Origin of the sequence: Flavobacterium branchiicola (assembly GCF_018383905.1) — a bacterium.
GTDB lineage: Bacteria > Bacteroidota > Bacteroidia > Flavobacteriales > Flavobacteriaceae > Flavobacterium > Flavobacterium branchiicola.
In genome coordinates this window covers 1-17,565 of the sequence record NZ_JAGYWA010000006.1, presented here as the reverse complement: position 1 = coordinate 17,565, position 17,565 = coordinate 1, and the positions used below count along the sequence as shown (strand labels likewise).

Below are 17,565 nucleotides of genomic sequence, written 5' to 3'. Positions count from 1 at the left end.
GAGAAAAACTATTCTGCAAATCTTAAAAAAGAAAAACCAACTTCCTGCATCATCAATTCGTTTTCTCTTGTTTCCTTCTGGGCTTGGTTTGCATAAACAAACATTTGATTTTCGTAATCTAAAATTGCACTTTCGATCGTATCAAATTTTCCGTTTAAAAGATTATCTGCCAAAACCATAGCATCAACCAAACCAATATTAGCGCCTTGTCCTGCAAAAGGTGGCATTAAATGCGCTGCATCGCCAATAAGTGTAATGGGTAAAGGGCGCTTTTTTTGCCAATTATCTAATGAAATTTTTCGCGTAGGTAATCCCATAAAAACGGATGTTGCACGAAATAGTTGTTTATAGGTTTCGTCCCAGTCTGAAAATCTCTCTGTTAGAAATGAACAAATACTTTCTGTATTTTTAAAATCAAGCTCATTTGAAATCCAGTCCAAAGGTGTTTTAAAAATTACATTGTAACTCAATGATTCTTTATTTTTAGGATTTGCGACCAATAAATTACCGTTATAAGAAGTCATTAGAATATTACCATCGCATAAATTAGAAAAATCTTTGCATTTTATTTCTGCCTGAGAAACTTCGCCCTGAATCATATAGGTTCCGGTTTCTTCGACTTTGGCATCGGTAATATATTTTCTAATGGCCGACATTCCACCATTTGCACCAATAACAAAATCGGCAGTTTCAGTTTCTCCATTTTCAAAATGCAGAAGCCATTTTACGTCCTTTTCTTCAAGTTCAGTTAGTTTGCTGTTCCAGATTACTGTTTCAGGTTTTAAACTTTCTAGCAATAAAGTTCTTAAATCATTTCTGTTAATTTCGGGATTATCCTGCGCTTCTTCGGGAGTCGTTTTTTTAGAAACCAATATATTTCCTTTTTCATCGGCAATGGTTCTGCCCATCGGGATCGCGAGTTCAAAATAACGTTCTAATAAACCTGCTTTTTTCATCGCTTCTTGTCCAGAACCTTTATGCAAATCGAGTGTTCCGCCCCAGATTCTGGTTTGGGCATCTTTATCTCTTTCGTAAACCGTAACGTCGATTCCTTTTTGCTGAAGTAATATTGCCATAGTCAAACCAACAGGTCCGGCTCCAATAATGGCTATTTTTTTATTGTGTAGTAACATGATTTTGTATTGTTTAATTACGATACAAAATTGCGAAGAAGGTCTTTATTGAAATAGTAAAAATCAGTCGTTTTTTTCGGGAGGTAATTTTTTAATGGCCAGAATATCCATAAAACGATCATCGGTATTTTTGCTTAGCTCTTTTGGTGTAACACCCGAATATTTTTTAATTTCTTTAATGAAATGATTCTGATCTGTAAAGTTCAGTTCCGGAAAAAGTCTGCCTTCGCTTAAATCTTTAAACGAAGATCCGAAACGCAAAATCTTGCAATATTCTTTTAGCGAAATTCCGAATTGCTGATTAAAATATCTATTAATCTGGCGGCTGCTCCAAAACACTTTTTCCGAAAGTTCTTTTACTGTAATGGTTCCGTGTGAAGAATATATCAGTTCAAACAATTTCTTTTTTCTTTCATCAATAACTTTAGCAGAAATCGAATTGATTTGTTGCGTTACTTTTTTTCGGAAATTCTCTAAACTTTCTGAGTCACTTTCTTCAAATTGCCAAACGTCATTTGAAAGTTCTTTTCCGCCATTTAAAACATCTTTTACAGAATCGCCAAATAAATATTCTACCGCCAAAAGCTTAAATCCAACCGAAAATATTTTAGCCTCTTTGGCAATAATAACCTGACTTGGTACGGTATCTAGCCCGCGAATTGACATTTCCCAATCTTCCGAATTCATTTTCATGAGCGTCATATCCACCATTCCGTTTGGAAGAATAGTTCCTGGAATAGCTGAACCTGTTTTATTCTCAACCAGCCAAAAGCTGTGAACAAAATGCGAAACAGAATCGTCCGGTAAAAGTGATTGGATTATTAGATTCATGATTATTTATATATAAAATAGTTTAGTCGCCACCACCACAACCTCCGCAAGAACTCCCACAAGAGCTTCCGCAGGAGCTACTGCTGGAGCTGTCACTCGAGGTTCCGCATGAACTTCCACATCCAGAACTATTACTTGAACTATTACTTGAAAAACTAAAATTAGAATTTGTATGTCCGGTCAATGGAAGAAAGGAAGCAGCAAGTCCTCCATATAAAAAATAATTCCACTGCCAATCTTGTTCTACTGCAGTAACAGGTCTTTCTTTTTTAAAACTTAAATATACCGCTTTAAGAAATATATAATTGATCATTTTCTTAAAACAATAATTCGAAATTATAATTAAGAGAATCATCACACCAATTATATTGCCAACAGCTTTTCCTCTCGAAAATCCAATAAAAATTCTACTAAACCCGATATTTAAAAGGAATACAAAAACAAATAATACAATTTTAAAAATCCATAAAAACTGTTTGGAATTAACAATTGCTTCCCGAATTTTTCCAACTGATTTTTTCAGATTCCCAAATAATGGTTTATTTTTTACTAATTGATTGAGATACCAGTAAGTAATCAGATCTTGTCCTTTCATGGCTTCGATAACACAGTTTTCATATGGATTTGCTGTCAGAGTTTCATCAATCAAAGTCAGTTTACCACTTATAACATTTATCCTTCCATTTTCAATTAAATTATTTACAACTCCGTGAATAACCAAATCCAATCTTTCTTTTTGCAAAAACAGTAATTCGAATGGTGTAAGATTCCGAATTAAAAATGTAGTTCTTAAATTTTCAATTAGTTTCTCACAAGATTTCTTTACAAATTGCATTAATAAAACAATTCCAACGGCATACAGAAAAACATAATAATAGGCAAAATCCGGATTGCCAATTTGGATTAAAACAGGTTTAAGTATAAGCGAAATTGGAAAAATAAAAAGTACAGCACATCCTAAAAACAGTATTTTAATTACGGCGAGATCCAGATTTGAAACCTCTAATTGAAGGGTATCTAACGGATCATTATACTCCCATATTTCCTTTGGCTGGTTTCCAAAATTTAACTCGTATAGTTTTTTTGTTGCCTCTTTTGCTTTTTTAAATTTCTCAAATTCGGCTTTATTATGAGTCGAAGGAATATGTTCTATTTTCTTAGATAAAATAGCACACAAATCAGAATATGATTTTGTAAATAGTAGATGCTGGTGCCAGACTACATCTACTATTTCTGAAGGCGAAACCATCTCGCCAGAGGTTGCTGCCAAATACATGAATTTTTTATATTCAACAATGGCTGTTTTGGTAAAAAAAGTTGTCCAGCTGTTTTCAGATGCCAGCCTGGTCGAAAAACCATATTCTTCTCCCGGATTGTCTAAATCAAATTTTTCAATTTCAGACCAAAGAGATTTATCCATAAATATTTTAAAGTTCTTTTGTTAACCTGTCCATTTCTTTCAATAAAGTTGGCATTCGAAATTCGCCATGCATACTTTCCACTTTCTTAAAAGCATCTTCCAAATCAATTCCGATAGCAGTAACAAACAATGGCTTTTTGCTATCGCCTCTCAATAAAGGTTTTTTATCATTTTCGATGCTGGCAAAATTAGTTTTGGCAACACCAATAATCGGAATTTCTTTGTTTAGTTTCTCGTATAAATGACCGCCTAAACCGTATTTTTTATCGTCATCTAAATATACAAAACCGTCCACAATTATGATATCAACCAACTTTAAATCAATGTTATTTAATAAACTTAAAATACAAGGCAATTCTCTTTTATAAAATTCTCCCGGAATGTATTCTGAGACATTATCAATAATTTGGGAGTGAACTTTAAAATCTGTACTCTGGTTCCACTCTGTAAATTCAATGCAGATTGTTTTGGCTTTATTGTCGTAATAATACGTGTCGAAGGCTAATATCATTTTATAAAAATCTTTTTATTTGCTAACATAAATTAATGCTAAAAGTAATGTGCTATTCTCTTGTAAAGATAAAATCTACTTCTCAAACAAATCTCCAGAATAACTTTTCCACAATAAAATCTCATTAGGGCTTATCATTTCATATTTTAATTTGAGTTCTATCCATAAATTTTCAAAATATATTACAGAATCAAAATCTTCCGAACAATAAATACTATGCAACATAAGATTATAATTTCTATTTTTTGTCAGATATGATTTAAAATCTCCTTTTTTATTTTTATAAATAATTTCTAGATCCCAAATATCATCATGGTTCACAAATTTTCTTCGCAGTATATTACTTTTAATTTCCTCAAGAGATAACTCTTTTTCAATATATTCGTCACCATCATTCAAGTAGCCAAAATATTCTCCACAAACAAAATCACCACTTCCACTAGTTTTATATTCTTTTGATTCTTTATTATAAACTATCGGTCCAGGTCCAATTAATTTTCCTCTCTCATCATCTTCATCAAATTCTTTATGCTTATATGTTATAAATACATATTTAGAACTGTCTATAAATTCATGAATAACAAAATCATCCCCTATAGAATCATTTATCATTTTTTGAACTAAGTCTCTATTTATTTCCATAATTTTTTCATTAAGTATAACAATATTTATCTCTAAAACTTAAAAAGAAAATTACCCCTCAATTAAACAAATTTCAAAAACTGTTTTGTCACTTTCATTTTTATAATTGATGTAACCGCCGTGCGCTTCAATAATATTTTTGGATAAAGTCAAACCAATTCCGGCGCCTTCATTTCTGGTAGTAAAAAAAGGAAGGAAAATTTTGTTTTCGATCTCTTTTTCAATTCCGTTTCCGCTGTCGGCAATTTTAATAAAAGTTCTGTTTTCTTTGGCTTCCGCCGAAATAAAAATCCGCTTTTGATTAGCGCTTTTCAACGCATGAATTGAATTTGTTAAAAGATTAATCAAAACCTGTTCGATTTGCTGCGCATCAACATTAATTAAATAATGAAGAGAAATTGCATTTACAATTTCGATATTTTCTTTTTTAAACATGGGCTCCATAATTTGAAGCGCATTATTTATCAAATCCTGCAGCTCGACTCTTTGTTTTTTAGGCGAAGGCAACATTGCCAGTTTTCGATAACCTTCAACAAACTTCTGTAAGTGATCACTTCGTCTCAACATCGTGCCAACACTATTTTTAATGTCTTCTAAATCTTCTGAAGACAAAGAATCCTGCTCAACTAAATCCTGCAGATTCTGGCAAATAGAACGAATTGGCGTTATGGAATTTAAAAGTTCATGCGAAATCACTTTCATCAAATTAATCCAGGCGTCTTTCTCTTTTTTCTCCACCACATTCTGAATCGAATCGAGTAAAACAATAAAATAATCATTTTCAAAAATCTCTGTTCGCGAAGCCTGCAAAACAAAAGTTTGCGAATTTTCCTGATTGATACTAATTTCGATCGAAGTTTTTATTTCCTGAAAATCATCTTTGTCAATAATCTCGCAAAGCGAAGGCAAATGACTTTTCAGGTATTTCCATTTTGAAAATTTAGGTACATTAAAATGAGTCGAAAAATAATCGTTCATTAAAAAAACGTTCCAATCCTTTTCCTGTTTTTGCAGAATAATAATTCCGGTTTCTATATTATTTAAAATTGAGGTGTAAATAATATCTTTTGAAACCTGTTCATTTCGCTTGTTTTTTAAAATATCATACAACTGAAATAAATCATTTTGATTGGATTTATGTTTCGAAAAATCAGAACTAAAATCATTTTGTATGATCGAAGAAATAGTTTTGTCGTACAATAAAATGATGCTTTTTATATAATTATACAATTCGATAATTAGAAAAAAAACAATCAGAAAACCAAAAACAGGTGCAAAAACAAATTTGATTTTATGCAGATAAAGAGAAAACTCAATTCCCGCCAAAATCAAAAGTAAACGCAGGAAAATGAGTTGATATGTTTTGAAAGATTTAAGCATATTAATTGGTACTGATATTATATTTTTCTAAACGGCGATACAAAGATCCTCTTGACAACCCTAGTTCTTCGGCGGTTTTACTAATATTATTATTGTGTTTTAAAAGTGCTTTTTCGACAGTAGCTTTTTCAACCGAAGAAAGCTGAATATCATCCGGGTTTTCGTATTCGGTGATTTGCTCTAAATCTAAATCGGAAACTGTGATTTTATTGTTTTCGCAGAGAATAACAGCACGCTCGATCTTATTTTCCATTTCGCGGATATTACCGTTCCAGGCGTGTTTCTCGATTTGTTCCAATACTTTTTTATCAAAAGTAATTTGGCTTCTTCCGTATTTTTCACTGATTTTTTCTAATAAATATTCAGCCAGCGGAATTTTATCTTCGTTTCTTTCGCGCAGCGGAGGCAAAATAATTTCCATTGTATTGATTCGGTAATACAAATCTTCCCTGAAATTTTTATCGGCAACTTCAAGTTTTAAATTCAAATTTGTTGCCGTAATAATTCTAACATTTAGAGGTCTTGCTTTTGTTTCGCCTAATCTGGTTACGGTTTTAGTTTGAATAACCTGCAATAATTTGGACTGTAAATGAAGCGGAACATTCCCTATTTCATCCAGAAAAATCGTTCCGTTTTGCGCCATTTCAAAGCGTCCCGGCGTATCAACCTTTGCATCGGTAAAAGCACCTTTTGCATAACCAAACAATTCACTTTCGAAAATATTAGAATTTAATGATCCTAAATCGACATTGATAAAAGGCTGATTTTTTCTCTCGGACTGCGAATAAATATGGTGCGCCAGAACAAATTTTCCTGTTCCGTTTTCACCAAGAATCAAAACATTGGCATCCGTCTTTGCCACTTTATCCGCAAAAGAATAGGCCTTTTTTATAATCTCAGAATTCCCAATAAAAAAGTCATCGGCAATTTCCGGACTTTTAATTTTCTTTTGTTCTTTTCTCGCTTTTTCAACGGCTTGTTTTACCGATTCTAGTAGTTTTACATTTTCCCAGGGTTTTAAAATATAATCAAAAGCACCCGATTTTAATCCTTCAACGGCTGTTTCGACTTTACCAAAAGCGGTCATTAAAATCACAACTGTTTTTGGCGAAAGTGTTTTTATTTCTTTCAATAAATACAAACCTTCTCTTCCATCTTCAAAACCTATTCTGTAATTCATGTCTAACAAAACTACATCGATGGTATTTTTTGCCAATAATTCGACAATATTTTTCGGATTATTGAGTGTATAAATGTTCTCGAAATACTTTTTCAGGTAGACTTTCGACGCAAAAAGGATGTCTTCCTGATCATCGATGATTAAAATTGAAGCGTTTGTCTTTTTCATTTTTGTTCGGTTTTGGACGAATGGTGTCCACTTATGGACAGTGAAGCTTTTTTTTAGAAAATAAAATCTTAAAAACAAAGCAGTTACAAGGTTTAAATTTTTGGCATGAAAATCACATTTGTTGTGGTAAATCATTAATTATTAACCTCTTTCGAAAGTAAAAATAACAAAAAATCGCATTGTTAATTATCTTAATTTTCAGACGTGTTTCTTTTACTTCCGAAGGAATAATATTTATAAAAGAAAATCAATCAAAACTAAAAACAATCTATTATGATTACCATTAACAAGCTTTCAAAAGTATTTAGAACTGAGGAATTAGAAACCAGAGCATTAAGCGAAATTTCATTAACTATAAACCAGGGCGATTTTGTTTCGATCATGGGACCATCCGGAAGCGGAAAATCGACTTTATTAAATATCATCGGACTTCTGGACAGCGCATCAGATGGAAGTTATGTATTACTGGATCAGGAAATGGTGGGTTTAAAGGAGAAAGCAAAATCAAAAGCCAGAAAAGAAAACATCGGATTCATCTTCCAGAACTTTAATTTAATTGATGAATTATCTGTTTTTGATAATATCGAATTGCCTTTGATTTATAATAATGTTCCTTCTGGCGAAAGAAAATCCAGAGTAAATGAAATCGCAAAAATTTTGGGAATCTCTCATAGACTGAAACATTTTCCGCAGCAACTTTCGGGCGGACAACAACAACGTGTAGCCGTTGCAAGAGCTTTAATCAATAATCCGAAAATTATTCTTGCCGATGAGCCAACCGGAAATCTGGACAGTAAAAACGGAAATGAGGTTATGGAATTACTAACTGATCTTCATGCCAGCGGCTCAACGATTCTTATGGTTACGCATTCTGATTATGATGCTTCTTTTTCGCAAAAAACCATTTTAATGAAAGACGGAGTTATTCTTTCTGAAAAAGTAAATCATAGAAATGTAGACGTTTTGGTAGCTTCTAAAAATTAGAGTCATGCTGAAAAACTGGATTAATATATTTATATATCACACCAAAAACAACAAATTCTTTACGGCTTTGAATGTTTTGGGTTTGAGCATCGGAATCGCAGGATTAGTTTTTGCGATTTTGTATTGGAACGACGAACAAAGTTACGATCAATGGAATCCAAATAAGGACAATGTTTTTTTAGTTGCAAATCAAATGGATCCTACTACATATTGGGCTTCAAGTTCGGCTCCAATAGGACCTACAATAAAAAACATAAGTCCAGAAGTCGAATCTTATTGCTATGTAAACGGAAATTATGATAATGAAATTATTCATTATGACGGTAAAAAAATACAGTCTGATAAAATTCTTATTGCACAAAAAAACTTTTTTGACTATTTCCCCTATCAATTTATCGAAGGAAATCCAAAGACAAGTATACCAGATGCAAATAGTATTTGTTTATCTGAAGATTTGGCTGCGCAACTTTTTGGAAACAAAAGTGCATTTGGCAAAAAAATAGTTTTTCAGAATCAGGTATTGGTTGTTAGAGGCGTTTATAAACTAGACAAAAAGTCGATTTTTAATCCTTCTTGTGTAATCAATTTTATGGATTCACGAGTAAAAAATACGATCCAGCAATGGGGAAATTTTCAGTTTATCCTTTTATTAAAACTAAAAAAACCAACTGATACAGCATTAATCATAAAGAACCTGACTAAAATTTATTATGATAACATGACGGTACCCCGTGCCAAATCTCAGGGCATGAATCCAGAAGAGTTCATTAAAAAATTTGGAGAAGTAAAACCTCATTTAGAGTCTTTATCTTCTCTTCGGTTACATACCAAAACGGGTGGACTTATTGAAACCAACGGAAATTATCAACTCTTATTGATCTTTGGTGGTTTATCAATCCTAATTCTCATACTGTCTATTGTCAATTATGTAAATTCTGCTACAGCAAATGCTGTAAAAAGAGCAAAGGAAATTGGTGTTCGAAAAGTTATTGGAGCCTCTAAAGCCAATATTATACAACAGTTTATTTTTGAAACTGCTATAATTTTATTGTTTTCAATTTTGATATCCCTTGTAATTGTTGAACTTTCAATTCCTTATTACAATGCTTTCTTAGAAAAAAACCTTGTTCTTCAAAGTGAACAATTCTATCTGCAGTTAGCTGTTATTTTTATTGTTACTGTAATTGTTGCCGGAATATTTCCTGCAGTTTATGTTTCGAATTTTGAAGTTTTAAAAGTGCTGCGAGGAAATTTTATTCGAAGTAAAAACGGTGTATGGCTTCGCAACGGAATGTTGATATTTCAATTTGCTGTGGCTGCTTTCTTTATCATCGGATCTTATATTGTATATCAGCAAATCGATTATATGAATTCGAAGGATCTAGGTTTTAACGGAAACCAGATTCTTAATATCTCCTATCGAAATATATATGGCGAAAAAATCACAGATAAAAATCAATTTAGCAGATATAACAGTATCAAAAACCAAATGCTTCGCATAAAAGGCGTAAAACAAGTTGCAGGCGGTGGCTTTGTTATGGGAAGAGGTGCAAAATCTGTAATTTCATATCATTACAAAGACATAAATATAGACGGGAGTTGTATTCCTGTAGATTTTGGACTTCTTGAGATGATGAAAATAAAAATTGTGAAAGGGCGTTATTTTAATCCTAATTTTTCTCAGGACACTATAAATTCGATGTTAATTAATGAAACCGCTTTAAAATTATTAAACGAAAAAGATCCTATAGGAAAAAAAATAAACTGGGATGGAAAAGAAGTAATTATTGTAGGTGTTGTAAAAGATTTTAATCTCGGACATCCTGGCGAAGCCGTCCCTCCAATGTCAATATTTCATTTTAAAAGTATACCGTGGTTTACTAATCTTTTGAACAATATTTATGTAACCGCAGATCCCAAAACCATGCAGCAGACTATTACTGACATAGAAAGTTTATGGATAAAGAAAGTTGATTCAGAATATCCTTTTTTATATGATTTTGTAGATAAAGAATACAAAAGATCGTATAGCAGCTATGTCAAACAAAAGAATGTTTTTTCGTTACTAAACGTGATTGTTATTATTATTGCTCTAATTGGTTTATTTGCCCTGGCTTCTTACTCTATCGAAAGACGCATGAAAGAAATTGCTATTCGAAAAACACTTGGTGCCGAAACAAATATTTTATTGAAAGAACTTTGTAAACAATATGTTCTTTTTAGTATTATAGGATTTACGATCGCTTTATTTCCTGCCTATTATTTATTAAATAAATGGTTAGAAAATTTTGCTTATAGAATTTCTATTTCTGTTTTTCCATTTTTAACCGGTTTTACCATTTTATTACTGCTTACTCTTGCAGTAGTACTTTCCCGAGCTTATCAGGCTACCAAAGTTGATGTTTTACAATATTTAAAATACGAATAACATGCTAAAAAACTGGATCAATATATTTATTTACCAAATACGACACAATAAACTTTTTACTGCCCTGAATGTTCTAGGATTATCAATTGGTATTTCAGGATTAATTTTTGCACTTCTAAACTGGAACGACGAACAAAATTATGACTCATGGAATCCTGAAAAAGACAATGTATATCAAGTTTTAGTACAATTGAGTGGCATGCCATCCTGGTCAAATTGCGCTTTATTTTTAAAACCAGCTCTGGATGCAGATCCCAATATCGAAACCGTAATGTATGGAGACGACTGGTATCAAAAAGATAAAATTATTTACAAAGGGAAGAAGGAATTTGTAGATAAAATAATTAATGTACAACACAACTTTTTTTCTTTTTTTCCTTTTGAAATCATAAAGGGAGATGCGATTTCGTCAATAAAAGACAACTCTAGTATTGCAATTTCTGATGGTATTGCAAAAAGAATCTTTGGCGATGAAAATCCAATTGGGAAACAAATTAAATGTCTTGATCAACTTTTTTCTGTTCGGGCAGTTTATCGAGTTCCGGGAAACTCCTCAATCGCTCCAAATGTGATAATCAATAAAATGGAGGAAGTAGTCAATTCAGATATTAACAATCCATTTGTTTTTAAATTACTACTTAAAGTAAAAGATCCGACAAAGATTGAAATTACACGAAAAAAACTGGAACGAATCTACAACCATGATTTCATTAAACGTTTATCAAAAGAAGCAGGTTTTTCATTTGAAGAAATGGGTAAAAAGGTAGGTCATTTTAATGTCGTAATCGAACCACTTTCGAAAGCCAGATTACATTCAATAACAGACGGTTATCCTGAAGGAAGAGGCAATTATCAATTTTTAATAATTATGATGGGATTATCAATTTTGATTCTCATTTTATCAATTGTTAACTATATCAATCTTGCTACAGCAAATGCCATAAAACGAGCGAAAGAAGTTGGCGTGAGAAAAATTACAGGTGCTTCCAAAACGAATATTATCTATCAATTCATATTTGAAACGATTTTAACAACTTCTTTTTCGGTAATCCTGGCTTTAGTTATTGTAGAAATGACCTTGCCTTTTTACAACAATTTCTTAAACAAAAATCTCATCCTGCTCGGTAGTCAATTTTACTGGCAATTAATGCTAATTTTTATAATTACAGTATTTACAGCTGGCCTGCTTCCATCTATTTACGTAGCCAATTTTGAAACTTTGAAAGTTTTAAAAGGAAATTTTGGAAGAAGTAAAAACGGAATCTGGTTACGCAACGGAATGTTGATTTTTCAATTTGCAATTGCTGCCTTCTTTATAATTGGTTCCTATATTGTTTATGAACAAATTACATATTTACAAAATAAAGATCTTGGTTTTAAAGGAAATCAGGTAATTTCTGTAGTATTGAATTTTCCGGCAGTAGAATATGAAGATAAAAATGTAGAAAAAAATATTTACAGCAAATATAGTCTCATAAAACAACAACTCACCAAAATAAAAGGTGTTGAACAAATTTCAACAGGTCTTATTGCTTTTGATGGTTCTGACAATTTTGTCAGCGGGGTGCTCTATAATAATGAACTTTTTCAAGAACGAACAATTGCATTAGACTATGGTATGTTTGAAATGCTAAATATTAAAATTGTACAAGGAAGAAATTTTGATCGAAAACTAGCTTCTGACACTATCAATTCAGTTATTATAAATGAAAGCGCTTTAAAACAGATGAATATTAAAAGCCCGATTGGTAAAGAACTTATAGTACGAGAGCGAAAATTACAAATCATCGGTATTGTAAAGGATTTTAATTTATTAAGCCCGGAAATGCAAGTACCTCCTATGGCTTTCTACCATTTAAAGACTTTAGGAATGGCACGCAACATCAGCAAAGTTTTCATAAAATTAAGAATGGATGACCCAGAAAATACAATTGCGAGCATAGAAAAATTATGGTCAAAAGTTGATAACGAATATCCCTTTAAATATGATTTCGTCGATAAGGAATATGCACGAACGTATGAGTCTTATGTAAAACAGAAGAATTTGTTTTCTTTATTGAATGTTGTTGTAATTCTAATAGCTCTCTTTGGACTTTTTTCATTGGCCTCTTTTTCCATTCAAAGAAGAATGAAAGAAATAGCCATCAGAAAGACACTCGGCGCTGAAACCATTACACTATTGAAAGAATTATCGAAACAATACGTAATTTTCTGCATAATTGGTTTTCTAATAGGAACTGTGCCTGCCTATTTATTACTTCAAAAATGGTTGGAAAACTTTGCGTATAGAATTGATATATCGATTCAGACATTTGTAGTAGCATTTTTCTTTTTATTATTTCTAACACTGACCATTGTTTTAACAAAAGCCTATCAAGTAACAAAAGTGGAGATTTTACAATATTTAAAATACGAATAATGTTAAAAAACTGGACCAATATATTTATTTACCAAATTAAAAAAAACAAGCTTTTTACAGCTTTAAATATTCTGGGATTAGCAATTGGAATTTCAGGATTAATTTTCGCTTTGCTTTATTGGAACGACGAACAAAGTTACAATGCCTGGAATCCGGAAAGAGACAATGTCTATCAGGTATTAGTTCAATTGACAGATACGCCTGTTGGCACCGATCATCCTGTACGATTCAAAGCTTATTTAGAAAAAGATTCAAATGTCGAAAACATTGTGTTCGCAGATAGTTGGTATCAAAAAAGTAAAATAATTTATAATGGAAAGAAAGAATTCGTTGATAAAATAATCAATGTAGAAAGTGATTTCTTTTCTTTATTCCCATTTAAAATCACTCAGGGAAATGCTGTCAATGCGTTGAAAGATGGATCAGGTATTGCTATTTCAGAAGATCTTGCTAAGCGTGTTTTTGGCAACAAAAATCCAATTGGCAAACAAATTCACTGTCTTGATAATTTGTTTGTAGTTCGTGCGGTATACCGCATTCCAGGCAATTCTTCGATTGCTCCAAATGTTGTAGTAAATAGAATGAAGGATCTTGTTGACCCTGATAAAAGCCGAAGTCTATTTGCTGTAAAAATGCTTTTGAAAGTTAAAAATCCATCAAAAGTAGAGCAAACACGAAGAATGCTCGAAAAGACATACTATGAAGAAGTCATCGTGAGAGAGGCCAAACAAGCTGGTTTTACTCCTGAAGAAATGACAAAAAAAGTAGGTCATTTTACCGTTTTCATGGAACCTCTTTCAACAGCAAGATTGCAGTCAATCACAGATGGTTATCCGGAAAGCCGTGGTAATTATCAGTTTTTAATAATTATGGCGGGATTGTCAATCTTAATTCTCATTTTATCTATTGTCAATTATATAAATATGGCTACTGCCAATGCGATAAAACGAGCTAAAGAAGTAGGAATTCGCAAAATTCTTGGTGCATCAAAAAGTAACATTATATATCAATTTATATTTGAAACCACTCTGATAAGTTTATTTTCAATATTATTGGCTTTGGTCGTTGTAGAATTAACTTTACCTTATTACAATAATTTTTTAAACAAGAATTTAATAATTAATGGAAGTCAGTTTTATTTACAATTAGTTCTGGTTTTTGTTATTACCATTTTGGTTGCAGGAATATTTCCGGCAGTTTATGTTTCAAATTTTGAAATGTTAAAAGTATTAAAAGGTAATTTTGCAAGAAGCAAAAATGGAGTTTGGCTGCGCAACGGAATGTTGATTTTTCAATTTGCGATTGCAACATTCTTTATTATTGGTTCCCATATAGTCTATCAACAAGTAAAATATTTAAATGATAGGGATCTTGGTTTTAAAGGAGACCAGTTAGTCGCTATAGACTTAAATCTACCGCCTTCATATTACGAAGGTGAAAACATTGACAAAAGCATTTTCAACAAATACAATACAATAAAACAAGAATTAGGAAAAATTGAAGGAGTTGAAAATGTTTCAACAGGACTTGTATCTTTTGATGGTTCAGACAATTCGTTAGCACCACTTTTATATCATGATGTGCTTTTTAAAGCAAAACATATTGGAGTTGATTTTGGAATGCTCGAAATGATGCAAATCAAAATGGCAAAAGGCAGAGGGTTAGATCGAAAACTTGCCTCTGACACTACAAATTCCATAATGATAAATGAAACTGCTGCAAAATTGATGAATATGAAAACTCCTATTGGAGAAGAAATTCTAATTAGAAATCAAAAGTTAAAAATTATTGGAGTTGTAAAAGATTTCAATTTATTAAGTCCTGAAGTCAAAGTGCCACCAATGACATTTTTTCATATGGAAACCTTGCATTTAGCTGAAAATATGAATGTCGTTTATGTAAAATTAAAATCTCAGAATATTAAAAATACACTTTCGGACATAGAAAATTTTTGGACAACAAATGTTGACAAAGAATATCCTTTTAAATACGAGTTTGTAGACAAACAATATGCTAGAACTTATGAAGCTTATACAAAACAAAAAAATCTTTTTTCGCTGTTAAATGTAATAGTAATTCTAATAGCCCTTTTTGGCTTATTTTCTCTGGCCTCTTATTCAATACAAAGGCGAATGAAAGAAATTGCAATCCGAAAAACTCTTGGAGCAGAAACCAATGTATTAATAAAAGAATTATCAAAACAATACATTCTATATTGTATCATCGGTTTTACAATCGCATTGTGCCCTATTTATTATCTACTAAATAAATGGCTCGAGAACTTTGCGTTTAGAATAGAGATAGGTTTACTCCCATTTTTCATTGGATTTACAATCTTACTAATTCTGACTTTACTAATCGTTTTATCGAGAGCGTACATAGCTACAAAAACAGATGTTTTGAAATATTTAAAATATGAGTAAAAGTTAGTCATCCCTTTTAAAACAAAATTATTAATTCATATTTAATTAAAAGACTCCATTCTAAAGTTGTAGAATGGAGTCTTTCTATTTCTCATAATACTATAAAACACCCTTGATAATTCCTCGTTCAGATAATCTAATGAAAGTAAGAATCTCATCACGTTCATGACTTTGTTCAAAATTGAGTTCGATATAATCCAATGCTAACTTTGTATTTCTCTTCTCTTGAAATAATATCCGGTAAATCGATTTGATCTCATTAATCTTCTCTAAAGTAAATCCTCTTCTTTTCAAACCTGTAATATTTAAACCAGCATATCTTAATGGTTCATGGGCAACTGTTATAAAAGGAGGAATATCTTTAACAATTCTGCTCAAACCACTAATCATACAATGGCTACCAATTCTGGAAAATTGATGAATCGCAGTAAGACCACTTATATTAGCCCAATCATTTACAATTACTTCACCCGCCATACCAACACTAAAACCAATAATACAATTGTTCCCAATAAAACAATCATGGCCTATATGAGCATTTGACATGATTAAATTAGAATTCCCAATTCGCGTTACTCCCTTTGAAGAAGTGCCACGATTTATAGTAACATTTTCTCTAATGATGTTATTATTACCTATTTCCACTAAAGTATATTCATTCTTAAATTTCAAATCCTGAGGCATTCCCCCGATTACAGTTCCAGAATGAATTTGGCAATTATTCCCTATTCGTGAACCGCTTAAAATAGAAACATTATTCCCTATCCATGTATTCGCTCCAATTACAACATCATTTTCAATAGTAATAAAATTACCAAACTGAACATTTGTCCCAATATTAGCCTTCTTGTGTATGTCAGTATTTTTCAATATTCTAAATTTTAGCAATAAAGCAAATATTGAAAAAAAGAAAATTAAATTATTTGACCTAACATCAAATAATCCCTGCTCGAATTCGGCTTAATGTTTCCTGACTCACACCGATTAAAGACGCAATATGTTTCAGTTTAGTTTTCTGAATAATTTGAGGAAAGGATTCTAATAGAAATAAATATTTTCGTTCAGCAGTCATTACCCGGAATAAATGATGAAACTCATTAATTTTAGAAAGATAATATCGAAGCTGTTTAAGGTGAAATTTTAAAAATAAAGGATATTCTAATAGAAGTTGTTCATCAGAATAAGATAACGAATAAACAATGGTTTCTTCACAAGTCTGAAAAATTTCAAAAGAAGGTTTTTGTTCGAAAAAGCTACTCATCGAAGTTACAAATTGATTATCAGTATAAATCCACTTGGTAACTTCTTCATCGTTTTCAAAACAAAATCTTCTAACTGCACCCGATTTAATAAAATATACCTTTCTGCAAATTTTATCTTCTTCAATGATAAATTCGTTTTTTTCAAATTTCTCAACAATAAAAAACTTCCGAATAGCTTCTTCAGTTTCGTTGTCCAACTTTTGAAAACTGTTTATAATGTCAATTAGCTCTTCCATACCATAAATATTTAAAACCAAATTTATTAATAATGCGAAGAAAAGAACCACGTTCACAACAAATGAATGCAAAATAAAAAAACAGGCACTTAAAACTCCCAAAAACCACTTTAAAAAGAAAGCTTAACAAAAATGCTACATTTAATTCCAAAAAAAAACTTCAATCAGCAAAAGCTAATTGAAGTTTTTAGTACTCAGAGCGGGACTTGAACCCGCACGAACATTGCTGTTCACTGGATTTTAAGTCCAGCGTGTCTACCAATTTCACCATCCGAGCGGATGTGGTACCTCCAGGGATCGAACCAGGGACACATGGATTTTCAGTCCATTGCTCTACCATCTGAGCTAAGGTACCTTTATTTATTCATATTACTATAAATAAAGTAAGAATAAAAAACCCTGTAACTCACGAAACAGGGTTTTCAAAAGAAAGGCGACGACATACTCTCCCACATAACTGCAGTACCATCTGCGCAGGCGGGCTTAACTACTCTGTTCGGGATGGGAAGAGGTGAGCCCCGCCGCAATAACCACCTTAAGAAGTTATA

At 31.9% G+C, this 17,565-nt stretch carries 13 protein-coding genes, 2 tRNA genes and 1 rRNA gene; 4 read left to right on the top strand and 12 right to left on the bottom strand.

What is annotated here, in order from left to right:
• Positions 1-8: 8 nt before the first annotated feature.
• The 7 genes from KHA98_RS15245 to KHA98_RS15215 form a co-directional block, all read right to left on the bottom strand.
• The gene (locus KHA98_RS15245) at positions 9-1,133 is read right to left on the bottom strand and encodes an FAD-dependent oxidoreductase (protein ID WP_213258789.1); all 1,125 of its coding nucleotides are present in this window, start codon (positions 1,131-1,133) and stop codon (positions 9-11) included.
• A gap of 63 nt (positions 1,134-1,196) precedes the next feature.
• Positions 1,197-1,964 carry a helix-turn-helix domain-containing protein gene (locus KHA98_RS15240; RefSeq protein WP_213258788.1) on the bottom strand — a complete coding sequence of 256 codons (768 nt, stop codon included), beginning with the start codon at positions 1,962-1,964 and terminating at the stop codon, positions 1,197-1,199.
• A gap of 22 nt (positions 1,965-1,986) precedes the next feature.
• Positions 1,987-3,384, bottom strand: a complete 1,398-nt coding sequence (locus tag KHA98_RS15235; RefSeq protein ID WP_213258787.1) for a glycine-rich domain-containing protein — start codon at positions 3,382-3,384, stop codon at positions 1,987-1,989.
• A 7-nt stretch (positions 3,385-3,391) separates the two neighbouring features.
• Positions 3,392-3,895, bottom strand: a complete 504-nt coding sequence (locus tag KHA98_RS15230; protein WP_213258786.1) for an endonuclease V — start codon at positions 3,893-3,895, stop codon at positions 3,392-3,394.
• Between the two features lie 75 nt (positions 3,896-3,970).
• The gene (locus tag KHA98_RS15225) at positions 3,971-4,537 is read right to left on the bottom strand and encodes a hypothetical protein (protein WP_213258785.1); all 567 of its coding nucleotides are present in this window, start codon (positions 4,535-4,537) and stop codon (positions 3,971-3,973) included.
• Between the two features lie 51 nt (positions 4,538-4,588).
• Positions 4,589-5,917, bottom strand: a complete 1,329-nt coding sequence (locus KHA98_RS15220) for a sensor histidine kinase (protein ID WP_213258784.1) — start codon at positions 5,915-5,917, stop codon at positions 4,589-4,591.
• A 1-nt stretch (position 5,918) separates the two neighbouring features.
• Entirely contained in the window at positions 5,919-7,265 is a 1,347-nt protein-coding gene (locus KHA98_RS15215; RefSeq protein ID WP_213258783.1) for a sigma-54-dependent transcriptional regulator, read from the bottom strand.
• A 273-nt stretch (positions 7,266-7,538) separates the two neighbouring features.
• Here KHA98_RS15215 and KHA98_RS15210 point away from each other — a divergent pair, with 273 nt between their 5' ends.
• From KHA98_RS15210 to KHA98_RS15195, 4 genes are read left to right on the top strand one after another with little or no spacing between them, the layout of a single operon-like run.
• Positions 7,539-8,249 (top strand): ABC transporter ATP-binding protein, encoded by a 711-nt coding sequence (locus KHA98_RS15210; RefSeq protein ID WP_213258782.1) that lies wholly within the window; start codon positions 7,539-7,541, stop codon positions 8,247-8,249.
• Positions 8,250-8,253: 4 nt separating this feature from the next.
• Positions 8,254-10,677 carry an ABC transporter permease gene (locus KHA98_RS15205; protein WP_213258781.1) on the top strand — a complete coding sequence of 808 codons (2,424 nt, stop codon included), beginning with the start codon at positions 8,254-8,256 and terminating at the stop codon, positions 10,675-10,677.
• A gap of 1 nt (position 10,678) precedes the next feature.
• Positions 10,679-13,096 carry an ABC transporter permease gene (locus KHA98_RS15200; protein WP_213258780.1) on the top strand — a complete coding sequence of 806 codons (2,418 nt, stop codon included), beginning with the start codon at positions 10,679-10,681 and terminating at the stop codon, positions 13,094-13,096.
• Entirely contained in the window at positions 13,096-15,519 is a 2,424-nt protein-coding gene (locus KHA98_RS15195) for an ABC transporter permease (protein WP_213258779.1), read from the top strand. The genes KHA98_RS15200 and KHA98_RS15195 overlap by 1 nt, the downstream gene beginning before the upstream one ends.
• A 99-nt stretch (positions 15,520-15,618) precedes the next feature.
• Here the strand turns inward: KHA98_RS15195 and lpxA are convergent, their stop codons facing one another.
• The 5 genes from lpxA to rrf all read right to left on the bottom strand — a co-directional run bounded on the left by lpxA (position 15,619) and on the right by rrf (position 17,555).
• Positions 15,619-16,389 carry an acyl-ACP--UDP-N-acetylglucosamine O-acyltransferase gene (lpxA, locus tag KHA98_RS15190; protein ID WP_213258778.1) on the bottom strand — a complete coding sequence of 257 codons (771 nt, stop codon included), beginning with the start codon at positions 16,387-16,389 and terminating at the stop codon, positions 15,619-15,621.
• 64 nt (positions 16,390-16,453) lie between these two features.
• Positions 16,454-17,017 carry a Crp/Fnr family transcriptional regulator gene (locus tag KHA98_RS15185; RefSeq protein WP_213258777.1) on the bottom strand — a complete coding sequence of 188 codons (564 nt, stop codon included), beginning with the start codon at positions 17,015-17,017 and terminating at the stop codon, positions 16,454-16,456.
• Positions 17,018-17,208: 191 nt separating this feature from the next.
• Positions 17,209-17,294: transfer RNA gene (locus tag KHA98_RS15180), tRNA-Leu, on the bottom strand.
• A gap of 5 nt (positions 17,295-17,299) precedes the next feature.
• A tRNA-Phe gene (locus KHA98_RS15175) sits at positions 17,300-17,372 on the bottom strand.
• Positions 17,373-17,445: 73 nt separating this feature from the next.
• Positions 17,446-17,555, bottom strand: a 5S ribosomal RNA gene (rrf, locus tag KHA98_RS15170).
• Between the last annotated feature and the right edge of the window lie 10 nt (positions 17,556-17,565).